This is a genomic window from Ureibacillus sp. FSL K6-0786 (assembly GCF_037965165.1).
GTDB lineage: Bacteria > Bacillota > Bacilli > Bacillales_A > Planococcaceae > Ureibacillus > Ureibacillus thermosphaericus.
Map to the genome: position 1 here is coordinate 31,204 of NZ_CP150191.1, position 12,729 is coordinate 43,932.

Here is a 12,729-nt window from a genome sequence, read left to right on the forward strand (position 1 = left end):
TAACCTAAAATTCATTATTAAATATAAAAATACACCATTTTTCTTTATTGAAAAATGATGTATTTTTGAACTAATAACTATCTTTATTTATGCAAGATATGCTTCTTTTACCTCTTCATTTTCAGCAAGTTCTTTTCCTGTTCCCGTTAAGACAATTTCACCATTTTGAATAACGTAACCTCGGTGTGCAATGCTTAATGCCTGATATGCATTTTGTTCGACTAACAAAATTGTAATGCCCATCTCATTCAATTGAAGTATGATTTCAAATATTTGTTCAACGACAATTGGAGCAAGTCCCATAGAAGGTTCATCAAGCATTAATAAATTAGGCTGCATCATCAATGCTCGACCGATTGCAAGCATTTGTTGCTCGCCCCCACTCATTGTTCCACCCTTCTGATTTATTCGTTCTTTTAATCTTGGAAAGTAAGTAAAGACATTTTCCATACGTTCTTCGATTACTGCTTTTCCTTTTACAGAAAATGCTCCCATAAGCAAATTTTCTTTCACTGTTAAATTGGCAAAAATTCTTCTACCTTCTGGTACGTGACTAATTCCCATCAATGTTGTTTCATGGGCTTGTTTGTTTGTGATATCTTGTCCATTGTAGAGTATCGCTCCTTTTTTCACTTTTGCTAAACCACTTATTGATTTTAATGTCGTTGATTTTCCCGCACCATTGCTCCCTATTAAAGTAACGATTTCTCCACGTTCTACTTGAAAACTTACCCCTTTTAATGCCTGAATTGCTCCGTAGTAGGTTTCAATATTGTTCACTTCCAAAACAGTCATTCCACTCACCTCTTTTCTAGTTCCAAAGCAGCTTTTCCTAAATAGGCTTCTATCACTTTTGGATTCGATCTTATTTCATCTGGATTACCTTCCGCAATTTTTTCGCCATGGTCAAGAACGACAATATGCTCAGAAATTTCCATAACTAATTTCATATCATGTTCAATTAAAATGACCGTTACATTGAATTCTTTTCCCATCCGTTGAATTACTTCGGTTAATTCCCGCGTTTCTCTTGGGTTCATTCCTGCTGCTGGTTCATCCAGTAAAAGTAATTTCGGTTTCGTTGCTAAAGCACGAGCAATTTCCAACTTTCTTTGGTTCCCATAACTTAGACTGCTCGCTTTTTCGTTTATAAATGGTTCCAGATTAAAATATTCCAAAAGTCGATAAGCTTCCACTTCCGCCTCTGACTCTTCTTTTCTTGTATTAGGTAGATTAAGAAAAATTCCTAATAGATTTCCTCTTAAATGGGTATGCATTCCAACTAATACATTTTCGATGACCGTCATTTCCCCGAAAAGACGGATATTTTGGAAGGTTCTGGAGATACCACGTTTAGCAACCTGATCTGGCTTTAATCCAACAATAGACTTGCCTTCTAGTAAAATTTCCCCTTCAGTAGGTTGATAAACTCCTGTAATCATATTAAAAAATGTCGTTTTTCCAGCACCGTTTGGACCAATTACCGCTGTAATGGAACCTTGTTTAACAGCCATTGAAATATTGGAATTGGCCGTTAATCCACCAAACTTCTTAGTTAAATTGGAAACTTCTAATATATTCATTGCTACACCCCCTAGGCTTGCACTCGATCTGTATCATTCGAACCTATATTGGATATTGCAGCTTTTTTCTGAGCTCTTTCTTTTATTTGTTCTACGTCAAACTTTTTATTCTTTGCAGGAATTAATCCCTTTGTTCGATAGATAGCAAAAATAACTAGTAGCACCCCAAAAATGAATCGTTGTAGTTTTGCAGGTGTTAATGCATCAGGAATTGTAATCACACCTTGTAAACTTAATTGATTCAGCCAATTCGTCAACTCCGTTAATACTTGCAAATTTAAAATTGTTACTAATGCTGCCCCTAAAATGGCTCCCGGAACACTACCCATTCCACCTAATACAACCATTACTAAAATCGTAAATGATTCTAGTAGTGTAAAACTTGTTGGATCTATAAATTGTTGCTTAGCTGCAAATACAACGCCCATGATACCCGAAAAAGAAGCACCTAAGGCAAAGGCGAGTAATTTTGTTTTCACTAACGGAATACCCATCGCTTGTGCAGCAATTTCGTTTTCTCTAACAGCCTTCCATGCACGACCTATTTTTGAATGTTCCAAACGATTTACTGCAAAAATCGTAAATAGTAAGATGAAGAGGACAATAAAGTAGTATTGATTTGGATAAATAATTTCCAATCCAAACAGATTTGGTGGTGTGATGGATGCAATCCCCATAGCACCGTTCGTAAAGTTAATTGGTCTATCTAAATTATTGAAAATAATTCGGATGATCTCACCAAAAGCAAGAGTAACTATAGCTAAATAATCTCCTTTTACCCGTAGCACAGGAACACCAATTAACACTCCGGCAATTGCTGCCATAATACCACCGATAATTAAAAAACCCCAGAAAGTACTACCACTTAATGGATATTCACCGAAGGGCATAAAGTTGGATGCCTGTGAAGTTGCAAAAATACTATACGAATACGCGCCAACCGCGAAGAACGCAACAAAGCCAAGATCTAATAATCCCGCCATCCCAACGACGATATTTAATCCAAGCGCCATCGCTATATAAATACCCACCATTGTTGCTACTTCCATATAAGAATGGAAGGCTGGTCCACCGCTAGACGCAAATGGTATAAGAATGAATAATAACCCTAACGCTATTAACCATTTCGTCACGACCTTTAAATTCATATAATAGAGAATTAATAGTGAAGACAGTAATAATAAGAATGAAACAACGGATTTTTGAGAGAAGTATAATGCGGATGAAGTCACGATGATGAAAAGGGTAAACAAAGTAATTTGAACAGATTTCTTTTGCAATAACATCGATAATTTTTCTTTCATTTCCATCACCTACACTTTCTCTGTTGCTGCTTTTCCTAACAATCCCTCAGGCTTGAAGAGCAGTACTAAAATTAAAATTGCAAAAGCAAATACATCTTTATATTCTGCTCCAAAAATGCCACCTGTTAATAAAGAAAGATTTGCAGAAGCAAACATTTCGATTAATCCTAATAAAAAGCCTCCAAACATCGCTCCACGAATATTTCCAATTCCACCCATTACTGCGGCTATAAAAGCTTTAATCCCTAAAATAAATCCAATGTAAGGGTCAATCGTACCGTATTGTATGGCAAAAAGCACTCCTGTTGCTCCTCCTAATGAAGAACCAATAAAGAAGGTAATGGCGATCACTTTATTTACATTAATAGACATTAGAGCTGCTGTTTCCCGATCCATTGAAACGGCACGAATCGCAGTTCCCCATTTCGTCTTATTGACAAAGAAATCTAGAGAAATCATCATACCAATGGCACAAATGAGCACTATAAAAAATGAAACTTTTAAACTTGCATCATTAAAAACTGATAAAAATGATGATACTGGTATTGTAATTTGTTTGGAAAATAAAGACGGTCCTGTCACAATATAATTTCCAGTCAAGATTTCAGCAACTATTCGAACAACATCTTGAAGAATGAAAGATACACCGACAGCTGTAATTAAGGCAACTAATCGAGGGGCTCGTCTCACCGGACGATAGGCAACTCTTTCAATACCCATTCCAAGTAAACCTGTACATAGTGCTGTTATAACTAATGCAATGATTAATAATAAAAGACTCGGTATCGATGAACCAAATCCCATTCCAAGAATGATGAGCAGAACAGCTGTTCCAATATAAGCACCCGTCATAAAAATTTCACCGTGAGCAAAATTGATTAATTGTAAAATGCCATAAACCATCGTATACCCTAGTGCTACAACAGCATAAACGCTTCCGAGTGTTAAACCATCAATTATCACTTGAGGTAAAGTTTGGAGCATCTCTTGAAACATAAAATTCCTCCAATCCGTTGTAAATTAAACTCGTGCTGTTTTATTCCCTCTCTTTTAGAAAAAAAGAGACGTCTGTAAAGGCAATTTAAGACGTCCTCCTTCGACGAGGTTAGTGACAAATTATATTGAGAACCATAGTAGCAATAATTTTTATTATTAGATAGGAAGGATGTCTAGTGTCCGGCTTTCTAGACATCCCCTTTCTGTCAGCTTATTGGCTTACTTCACCTACATACGATGCTGGATATTTTGCTTCCTCAAATTTATATAAATATACTTTTGCATTCTTGTTGTCTCCTTTTTCATCGAAAGAAACATCTGTGATGACTCCTTGATAATCAGTTATTGCTCTTACAGCTTCTACAACTGCTTCTTTCGGAGGAAGTTTGCCCCCATTTGCTTTAATAGCATTCTCTAAACCTTGTAAAAATACGCCCATTGCATCATATCCATAAGCCGAAAATGCTTCTGCTTCTTTATTGAATTTTGCTTTATAATCATCCATGAATTTTTTTCCTTCAGGGGTTGAACTTGTATCTCCAGCAACCGATGTAATGTACACATTCTTCACTGCTTCCCCAGCAATATCAACTAAACCTGAGGAGTCCATTCCATCGCCACCCATAATTGGTACATTTATTCCTTTATCACGTGCTTGTTTTATAATAATTCCACCTTCACTATAAATGCCTCCAAAGAAAATTAAATCAGGTTTTTTATTTAATGCTTGATTGATGACACCATTGTAGTCTTTTTCACCAACTGTAATTCCTTCATATCCAACGATTTCAGCACCTAATTTTTCCGCTTCTGCAACAAACGCATCAGCAATTCCTGTACCATAGGCTGTTTTATCTTGAATCACGAAAATTCTTTTTGCTCCTAATTCATTGACTGCAAATTGAGCACCAGCTGGTCCTTGGAAATCATCACGGGCAACAATACGATTCACAGTTTTTAGCCCACGATCCGTTACATCTGTCGCAGTACTTCCAGGATTCACCATTGTTATGTTGTATTTCTCGTATATTTCTGAAGAAGGAATCGTAACCCCTGAGTTAAAGTGACCAATTACTCCATAAATTGCATCATCTGCTCCTATTAAGTTGGCATTCGATACGCCTTTTTTTGGATCTGCTTGGTCATCATAAGGTTCCAATTGCAGTGTAAAGCCCATTTCTTCAAATCGTGATGCTTCTTCTTCCAATTTCATTTGAGCACCAAGTTTAATGGCTTCACCAATGATTGCATTACCACCGGATAACGGTGTATGGGTTGCAATTTTTATAACATTGGAATTAGCTCCAGTTTGTTCTGTTGTTGTTTGTTGACCGGATTGATTACTGGAACTTTGTGAACAGGCTGAAAGGATTACCAACAATAAAGCGCTGGCAAAAACAACAAGTAATTTTTTCATACATCTCCTCCTTTTGATAAATTGTTCTCTTGAAAATAATGCTAATTTTAGTATATTTTTTTACAATTTTGTGAACATCATCTTTGTAAGAACTCCTTACATACTTTTTTTATTAAACTTGCAACTTTTTACATGTCGATTAATGAGATTTCTTGTAGAAACATTCACTATAAATATGATATTAGTTTGGTATTTTTTTTCGAGCGGTTTAATAAATAGATATAGAGTTAAACATATAAGACTATCGGAAAGTGGGTAATGCTTGATGCCTCTACAAAATCATGCATATAAATATAAAAAGGTTATATCAATCGGCACTGTTAGTGAGCTTACAGGTTTGTCCCATAGGCAGATACGTTATTATGAATCTAGAAAATTAATTTTCCCCGAAAGATCAAAAACAGGTATTCGAAAATATTCCTTTCATGATGTTGAAATATTAATAGAAATTGCAAATCATTTAGAAGAAGGTGTGTGGACAAATGAAATTCGAGAAGAACTAAAAAAACGTCAAAACAATCATCAAATAAAAATAGAGCAACCATATAATACCTGTTGAGGCATTTTGAATTTTTAATATACTGTATTCTTATCTTTCCTACGTAATGACTAATTTTTTATTGTATTTGCATTATCATAATTGGAAAGTTGTTGAAAAAGGGTGTTTAGAAAGTCGAAAGCTTTCTAAACACCCTCTCTTCTTCTTAATAATGTTTAAGATTTATTTTGCAACATGTTTATTCATATGGATTAGAAAATATTTCATGTTTTGTAGTGGATAAATTCTCAATTTAGATTCTCCAAAAACATCCTCTATTGGTATTAAACCATAATGCCGACTGTCATAACTATTCAAACGATTATCTCCTAATACAAATATATAGCCATCTGGCACTTTCTTTTCACCCGTCAAATCTTCCAATGTAAAATTTTCAGTCATGCGAATTTGATACTCAGCATTTCGTTTTACATATGGTTCTTCAAATTCTTTTCCATTGATAATTAATACATCATCTTTCATTTCAACCGTATCTCCAGGCAATCCTATGACCCGTTTAATATAATATTCATCTTCATAAGGTGCTTTAAAAACAATGTGATCAAATCGTTGGATTTTACTTATTTTGCTAACAATAATGACATCTTCATTTTCATATGTAGGTGACATTGAAGCACCATTTACAACAACGGGAGAAAAAATATATTCCCTACAGATTAAAGCAATGGTAATTCCCGAAACGAAAACAAAAAACCAAGATAGCAATTCTTTCCGAATGTTATTTCCCTTCATTTATCCTGCTCCTCGTAAACGACTTAAAATTGTCCAATTATTTAAATGCAATCCATGTACGATTCTGCTGTTCTTGTACGGATAGATCGCGACCAAAAAATTGAGATAAGTTTTGCTCGGTTAATAGATCATTTGCTAATCCTTTTGCATATACTTCCCCATCTTTTAGCAACAAAGTATGAGAAAAACAAGGCAATATTTCTTCTACATGATGAGTGACATAGATTAATGTTGGACAATATTCCTGTCGTGCAAGATTCCCTAAAAACGCTAGAAATTCCTCTCTTGCAATAACATCTAATCCATTACAAGGTTCGTCTAATATTAATATTTTCGGATTGGTCATTAATGCTCTAGCAATTAACACCCTTTGTTTTTCACCTTGAGATAGCAGGCCATATTGGGAACTTTCCAAATATTCAATTCCTAATTGTTTCATAAGCATATGTGCGATTTCCACATCTTTTTTTTCTACCGGTTCATATAGACCGATCGATGCGAATTTTCCGCTTAGCACAATGCTTAACACAGAATCAAATTCTCTTAACTGCTCTTTTAAAGAAGAACTGATAAAGCCAATTTCTTTACGCAATTCAGGAATATTTGTTTTTCCAAATTCTTGACCTAACACTTTTACTGTTCCTGAAGTAGGGTATAGATAGCCGGTGATGATATTGAGCAATGAAGTTTTACCCGCTCCGTTTAATCCGATAATGGACCAATGCTCCCCTTTATCTATATTCCAATTAATCTCTTTCAAAAGGATTTTGCCATTTCGTTTCACTGTTACATTTTTTAACTGTATCAATGTTCTTCCCCCATTTATCCACCTTTATTAGTATTTTAATATTACAATAATTGAATATATAAAGAAAAGTAACAATATTTTTAACTATTAAATTTACTCCTATAATACATCGCTATTTTGATTTATCTTTTTATTATAATATTAATTTAAATACTTTATTTTTTTCAGATGAAGAATCGGAAGAAAAAGTATGTTACAGTTTACTTAATTTAGTATTTCATTTAGGAAAACGAGAAAGGGGTTATGTTATGAAACAAAAAAGCATTTACGCATCATCCATCAACCATTCATATATGGACTTATATATTGCCGCATCGGACAAAGGTTTAGTTTTTGTAGGGGCTCAACATTCTTCTATGGAAGAATTAAAACAGTATTGCCAAAAACAATATCCACATTGTGAAGTAGTTGAAAATGATCTATTCATTTCGCCCTATTCTTCCCAATTGATTGAATATTTAGATGGTAAACGCAAACAATTTACATTACCATTTGATATTTCTGGAACTCCTTTCCAACTACAAGTGTGGAATGAATTATGTAAAATTCCATTTGGCAAAACTGCTACCTATTCTGAAGTGGCAACGAATATTGGAAATCCAAAAGCAGTCCGTGCAGTAGGAGGAGCAATTGGAAGCAATCCATTATCCATCGTCATCCCTTGCCACCGCGTCATAGGTAAAAACGGAAGTCTTACTGGTTATAGCGGTGGACTGGATGTAAAAAAACGATTATTAGATTTAGAAGGTATTCCTTATTGATCTTTTCATTTTTCGTATGCTTTCCTTCACTTCTTTGCTGATACGATGAGACTCAATTATTTTTTGTAACGCTTTATTATAAGTAAAATCATCTAAAGAATTTTTTTGTAAAAATGATGTTGTTTCTTTGGGAAACTTTAAATAGGCAACGGATATCGCCCAAGCGACTGCCATTTTAACATAATAGCCGTCATGCTTGATGTCATCCCATATTTGAAATAATTCTTCAATATACTTTTCTTCAATAAAATAACTAAGGGACATCACGATGGCAAAACGTATTTCAAATTCGTTTTCTGAATGGAAATAGGAGGAAAGGATATTCCACACTTCTTCCCGATGCTTTTTTGTAAATTTTAATCCGACACAAAAACTATCACATACAGACCAATTATCTATTTTAGGTACAAACCACTTAATCCACTTGAGCCTTTCCTCTAATGGAATGTTTACTTGCCCGATCACCATGCCTTTTAGCATAATTTCTTCAAAATATTCCTCTGTTCCATTCAATAAAAAATCTTCCCAGTCGCTTTTTGAAATTTCTTTTGCTAATGCTCTTAACTTCGGAATGCGAACCCCAAGAATATTTTCTTGATTCGGTATTAATGTTTTTTGAAACAATTGATACTTCTGTTCAGACAGTTCTAATAGTTCTTTCCGTATTTCCATCAAATCAACTCCAATATTTCAACATCAACTTTTCTTGTCATTCGGTATAGAAGTGTGGAAAATAATTATTTAATTTTGGATTGTTTATATATACCAATACCTATTGTAATAATGAGGGAAACGATAATCCCCGGAATAAACCAAATCCAAAGAAATTCGGTTTTACCTAATGCGATTTGTACAATTTGAAAATTAATCAATGCAAAAAGGATCATGCAAATATTTTTTATAATATTTAACATCTTTCGGCTATTTAAATAAAATTGTTCTGCATTTGATTCATTGATTCTTTCCGGATAATTATACATATGGGGAGCTTTTTCAAAAAGAGATGTTAACAATAAGACAAACATTCCAATGAATGGCAATATAATTAACTCATATTTTGAACCCCATCGATCTACTTCACCTTTAGCATTAAAATGTCCTGGTATTCGATCAGGAATTTGGCTCCACTGAAAAATAATAAACAAATTAGACAATATAAATAAACCAATACCAACGATATCACAGATTTTCTCCATTTTTGTTTTTGGTATATGAAGAATTGGTCGATATGGCGTTTTCATCATATTATTCCACCTTATATAAAAATAAAGCTAGAAAAGGCTAATGCCTTACTCTAGCAATTCTATATTTTATGAATTCATCTCTTTTTCCTCTTTCAATAAATGATGTAAATAATCAATAATTTCCCGAATTCCTTCTAATGAATTTATCAAAACGTCTGGATTCACAATCGTAATCATTCGATTTTCTAAATTGGCCACTGCTGTAAAATATTTTGTTTTAGAATAATTTACAAGCCCAACTTGTTGAATATCTTCATCAAGGAAATCTAATATTTCTTTTGCTTCACTCACAACTAATCCATAATTGACGATGTCCGTATTTAATACAATGATTCTCGCCAACGAATCCGTTGTTGGTTTGTTGTACAAAATAATATTAAAATCAAGGATAGGTATAAGCTCTCCACGAATTCGCGTAAAACCCACTAAATAAGTTGGCAAGTGAGGAATGGGGTTTATCTTTCCTATTTTTTCAATCGACACGACTTGATTAACAGGTATTGCGTATTCTTCATTTTCGCATCGATAAACGATTGTTTTCATGAACATCACCTCAAATTGAACAATTACTTGCAAGAACTTTTAACGATTTCTACTAATAAATCGGCTAATTTCTCCAATTCTTCAATAGGCATTCTTTCTTTTGTTGTATGAATATTTTCATAGCCTACCGATAAGTTTACTGTCGGAATTCCAAAACTTGAAATAATGTTTGCATCACTACCCCCGCCTGAAACGCCAATTTGAGGCGTACGGCCAATATTTCGGACAGCTTCGACTGCTATTTGCACCACTTTGTCTGATTCGTTTACTGAAAATCCAGGATACATGATTTGAACATCCATTTCTGCACGGCCGCCTAATTTTTCAGCAACTTTTTCGAAAGTCTCTTTCATATGTTTTGTTTGGTAATCTAATTTAGACTTTTGGATGGAGCGGGCTTCTGCTAAAATTAAAACTTCATCGCAAACGATATTTGTTGCCTTTCCACCTTCAAAACGACCGATGTTTGCCGTTGTTTCATGATCGATGCGCCCCAGTTTCATTTCAGCAATCGCTTTTGCAGCTAGGGTGATGGCAGAGATTCCTTTCTCTGGTTCAACTCCTGCGTGGGCAGTTTTTCCGAATATCTTCACTTCAATTTTAGCTTGGAAAGGAGCTGCGACGACAATCCCCCCAACTTTTCCATCACTGTCTACCGCATATCCATACTTGGCGATAATCTTTTCCCGTTCCAATTCCTTAGCCCCACGAAGTCCATTTTCTTCACCAGCAGTAATTATGAATTGAATTGTACCATGCTCAATTGACTGTTCTTTAAGTCGACGGGCCATTTCAAATAGTGCAGCAATACCGGCTTTATCATCTGCACCTAGAATCGTTGTTCCGTCTGAATAAATATATCCATCATCCCGTATTTCAGGCTTAATTCCCTTTCCAGGAACGACTGTATCCATATGAACAGTAAAATAAATGGGTTCTATATCTTCTCTTCCATTCAATGTGGCTATAATATTCCCTGCACCATGACCATTTCGTGTATGGGCATCATCTTGATATACTGAAAAACCTAAATCCTCTAACTTCTTTATAAGTACTGGAGCAATTTTTTCTTCGTGTTTCGTTTCCGAGTCAATCTGTACTAATTCGATAAATTCATTTACTAAACGGCTGTTTCTCATCATCAAAACTCCTTTATCATACCTCTTTCATCATCATTCTACGCTTAGATGCTTAAGATTACAAATTTCTCCACTTATACTGAACAAATAAAAAAAATGGGACAAATTATATCCCATTTTTGATCTTCTTTTGATTTTCTAATAAAGAATAAATATATTCCATATTCAAATATTGCTGTACATGTTGTGCAAGTACGTCGTAAGCTTGTTCTCGTTGTTCTTTATCGGATATTACATCCATTGATAATTCTTTTAAACCTTTACTTTTTCTAATTTCATTAAAGTAAGCTCTTGTAAAGGAACGATTTTGGAAAATTCCATGTAAATAAGTACCAATCACTTTCCCGTGATGAAAAATAATCCCATCACAAGATCCATCATCTAATTGTAAAAATGGTTGTACATTAGAGTCTTGCGTTACTTTTGTTTGACCTAAATGAATCTCGTAACCTTTCACATCAATTTCTTTATTAAAAAGCATTGGATGAATTTTCCCTTTCGTTTGGGTCGTGCGTTTATTTTTTTCAAAAGTCGTTTGAATCGGTAATAAGCAAAGACCTGTCGTTTCTTTTATATCGCTCTCCACAAAGTCAGGGTCAAACAACTTCTCTCCTAATATTTGATAGCCACCACAAATCCCAAATACCCGCGACCCATTCATAGAGCATTGCTGAATAGCCTCAAATAATCCCGTTTCTTTCAACCACTCTAAATCTGCTGTCGTATTCTTCGTACCAGGAATTATAATACAGTCAGGATTGCCTAAATCACTTGCATGACTTACAAAACGAACGCCTACATCAGGTTCATCAAATAGCGGATCTAAATCGGTGAAATTAGAGATTCTCGGCAATTGTATACAAACAACATCAATGAGAGAATCGTTCTTTTTCGGTCTTTTTAATTTTAACGTATCAAGGGCTAATGAATCTTCGGCTTCGATTTTCAAGTCAAAATATGGGATGACGCCAATGACAGGAATACCTGTATATTCTTCAAGCCATTTTATTCCGTTTTCAAGTATTTCAATCATTCCTCTAAATTTGTTAATAATTATTCCTTTTACAAGTTTTCGTTCATCTTCATCTAGCAATGCTAGAGTGCCAACAATGGATGCAAAAACGCCTCCTCGATCTATATCCGCCACAAGGAACACATCCGCATTGAGCATTTTCGCAACACGCATGTTAGCAATATCTCGATCTTTTAAATTAATTTCAGCAGGACTTCCAGCACCTTCTGCTACAATAATATCGTAGGACTGTTCTAGTTCTCGAATGGCCTTTTCAACAATTGGCAATGCCTGCAGCACAAAGTTATCTCTATAATTTGTAACACTCATATCCATAAAATGTTTCCCATGAACAATGACTTCTGATACCATGTCTTGTTTCGGCTTCAGTAATATCGGATTCATCTTGGTTGTTGCGATTTCTCTAGCAGCTTCCGCTTGTACACCTTGAGCACGCCCAATTTCTCCCCCATCTTTGGTGACATAGGAATTCAGCGCCATATTTTGAGACTTAAAAGGTGCTACTTTGTATCCTGCATTTGAGAAAATGCGGCAAAGTGCGGTACAAAGCACACTCTTTCCCACATCAGAAGATGTTCCTTGAATCATAATTGAATTAGCACGCAAAAAC

General features: G+C 34.8%; 14 protein-coding genes. 2 read left to right on the forward strand and 12 right to left on the reverse strand.

Annotated elements, in window-relative coordinates; all coding sequences use genetic code 11:
• Positions 1-87: 87 nt before the first annotated feature.
• From NSQ18_RS00175 to NSQ18_RS00195, 5 genes are all read right to left on the reverse strand, one after another.
• Complete coding sequence (locus NSQ18_RS00175) at positions 88-795, reverse strand: ABC transporter ATP-binding protein (RefSeq protein WP_016837804.1); 708 nt, start codon at positions 793-795, stop codon at positions 88-90.
• 5 nt (positions 796-800) lie between these two features.
• Positions 801-1,583: an ABC transporter ATP-binding protein gene (locus tag NSQ18_RS00180; protein WP_016837803.1), complete on the reverse strand. Its 783-nt coding sequence runs from the start codon at positions 1,581-1,583 to the stop codon at positions 801-803.
• 11 nt (positions 1,584-1,594) lie between these two features.
• Positions 1,595-2,887, reverse strand: coding sequence for a branched-chain amino acid ABC transporter permease (locus NSQ18_RS00185; protein ID WP_040764502.1), 1,293 nt, complete (start codon positions 2,885-2,887; stop codon positions 1,595-1,597).
• 9 nt (positions 2,888-2,896) lie between these two features.
• Positions 2,897-3,883, reverse strand: coding sequence for a branched-chain amino acid ABC transporter permease (locus tag NSQ18_RS00190; RefSeq protein ID WP_016837801.1), 987 nt, complete (start codon positions 3,881-3,883; stop codon positions 2,897-2,899).
• 211 nt (positions 3,884-4,094) lie between these two features.
• Positions 4,095-5,300: a branched-chain amino acid ABC transporter substrate-binding protein gene (locus NSQ18_RS00195; RefSeq protein ID WP_016837800.1), complete on the reverse strand. Its 1,206-nt coding sequence runs from the start codon at positions 5,298-5,300 to the stop codon at positions 4,095-4,097.
• Positions 5,301-5,565: 265 nt separating this feature from the next.
• Here NSQ18_RS00195 and NSQ18_RS00200 point away from each other — a divergent pair, with 265 nt between their 5' ends.
• The gene (locus NSQ18_RS00200) at positions 5,566-5,859 is read left to right on the forward strand and encodes a MerR family transcriptional regulator (RefSeq protein WP_016837799.1); all 294 of its coding nucleotides are present in this window, start codon (positions 5,566-5,568) and stop codon (positions 5,857-5,859) included.
• 162 nt (positions 5,860-6,021) lie between these two features.
• On the opposite strand, the gene lepB is transcribed toward NSQ18_RS00200, so the two are convergent.
• On the reverse strand, positions 6,022-6,591 hold the full coding sequence (gene lepB, locus NSQ18_RS00205; protein ID WP_339288534.1) for a signal peptidase I: 570 nt from the start codon (positions 6,589-6,591) through the stop codon (positions 6,022-6,024).
• A 37-nt stretch (positions 6,592-6,628) separates the two neighbouring features.
• Positions 6,629-7,399 (reverse strand): ABC transporter ATP-binding protein, encoded by a 771-nt coding sequence (locus NSQ18_RS00210; RefSeq protein WP_016837797.1) that lies wholly within the window; start codon positions 7,397-7,399, stop codon positions 6,629-6,631.
• 248 nt (positions 7,400-7,647) lie between these two features.
• On the opposite strand from NSQ18_RS00210, the gene NSQ18_RS00215 reads away from it, so the two are divergent.
• Positions 7,648-8,160, forward strand: a complete 513-nt coding sequence (locus NSQ18_RS00215) for a methylated-DNA--[protein]-cysteine S-methyltransferase (RefSeq protein ID WP_016837796.1) — start codon at positions 7,648-7,650, stop codon at positions 8,158-8,160.
• Here the strand turns inward: NSQ18_RS00215 and NSQ18_RS00220 are convergent.
• The 5 genes from NSQ18_RS00220 to NSQ18_RS00240 form a co-directional block, all read right to left on the reverse strand.
• A complete protein-coding gene (locus NSQ18_RS00220; protein WP_096551017.1) occupies positions 8,140-8,832 on the reverse strand; it encodes a DNA alkylation repair protein in 693 nt (230 codons plus the stop codon). The two genes, NSQ18_RS00215 and NSQ18_RS00220, sit on opposite strands and share 21 nt — an antisense overlap.
• Before the next feature lie 65 nt (positions 8,833-8,897).
• Positions 8,898-9,401, reverse strand: coding sequence for a DUF1648 domain-containing protein (locus tag NSQ18_RS00225; RefSeq protein WP_026019031.1), 504 nt, complete (start codon positions 9,399-9,401; stop codon positions 8,898-8,900).
• 69 nt (positions 9,402-9,470) lie between these two features.
• The gene (locus NSQ18_RS00230; protein ID WP_096552504.1) at positions 9,471-9,956 is read right to left on the reverse strand and encodes a chemotaxis protein CheW; all 486 of its coding nucleotides are present in this window, start codon (positions 9,954-9,956) and stop codon (positions 9,471-9,473) included.
• Positions 9,957-9,970: 14 nt separating this feature from the next.
• Positions 9,971-11,086 (reverse strand): M20/M25/M40 family metallo-hydrolase, encoded by a 1,116-nt coding sequence (locus NSQ18_RS00235; protein ID WP_016837792.1) that lies wholly within the window; start codon positions 11,084-11,086, stop codon positions 9,971-9,973.
• 106 nt (positions 11,087-11,192) lie between these two features.
• Positions 11,193-12,725 carry a cobyric acid synthase gene (locus NSQ18_RS00240; RefSeq protein WP_339288541.1) on the reverse strand — a complete coding sequence of 511 codons (1,533 nt, stop codon included), beginning with the start codon at positions 12,723-12,725 and terminating at the stop codon, positions 11,193-11,195.
• Between the last annotated feature and the right edge of the window lie 4 nt (positions 12,726-12,729).

What these genes read in the sequence shown, in the direction of transcription:
- NSQ18_RS00175 (WP_016837804.1), bottom strand. Translation starts at nt 795, where the DNA reads ATGACTGTTTTGGAAGTGAACAATATTGAAACCTACTACGGAGCAATT.
- NSQ18_RS00180 (WP_016837803.1), bottom strand. Translation starts at nt 1,583, where the DNA reads ATGAATATATTAGAAGTTTCCAATTTAACTAAGAAGTTTGGTGGATTA.
- NSQ18_RS00185 (WP_040764502.1), bottom strand. Translation starts at nt 2,887, where the DNA reads ATGAAAGAAAAATTATCGATGTTATTGCAAAAGAAATCTGTTCAAATT.
- NSQ18_RS00190 (WP_016837801.1), bottom strand. Translation starts at nt 3,883, where the DNA reads ATGTTTCAAGAGATGCTCCAAACTTTACCTCAAGTGATAATTGATGGT.
- NSQ18_RS00195 (WP_016837800.1), bottom strand. Translation starts at nt 5,300, where the DNA reads ATGAAAAAATTACTTGTTGTTTTTGCCAGCGCTTTATTGTTGGTAATC.
- NSQ18_RS00200 (WP_016837799.1), top strand. Translation starts at nt 5,566, where the DNA reads ATGCCTCTACAAAATCATGCATATAAATATAAAAAGGTTATATCAATC.
- lepB (WP_339288534.1), bottom strand. Translation starts at nt 6,591, where the DNA reads ATGAAGGGAAATAACATTCGGAAAGAATTGCTATCTTGGTTTTTTGTT.
- NSQ18_RS00215 (WP_016837796.1), top strand. Translation starts at nt 7,648, where the DNA reads ATGAAACAAAAAAGCATTTACGCATCATCCATCAACCATTCATATATG.
- NSQ18_RS00220 (WP_096551017.1), bottom strand. Translation starts at nt 8,832, where the DNA reads ATGGAAATACGGAAAGAACTATTAGAACTGTCTGAACAGAAGTATCAA.
- NSQ18_RS00225 (WP_026019031.1), bottom strand. Translation starts at nt 9,401, where the DNA reads ATGAAAACGCCATATCGACCAATTCTTCATATACCAAAAACAAAAATG.
- NSQ18_RS00235 (WP_016837792.1), bottom strand. Translation starts at nt 11,086, where the DNA reads ATGAGAAACAGCCGTTTAGTAAATGAATTTATCGAATTAGTACAGATT.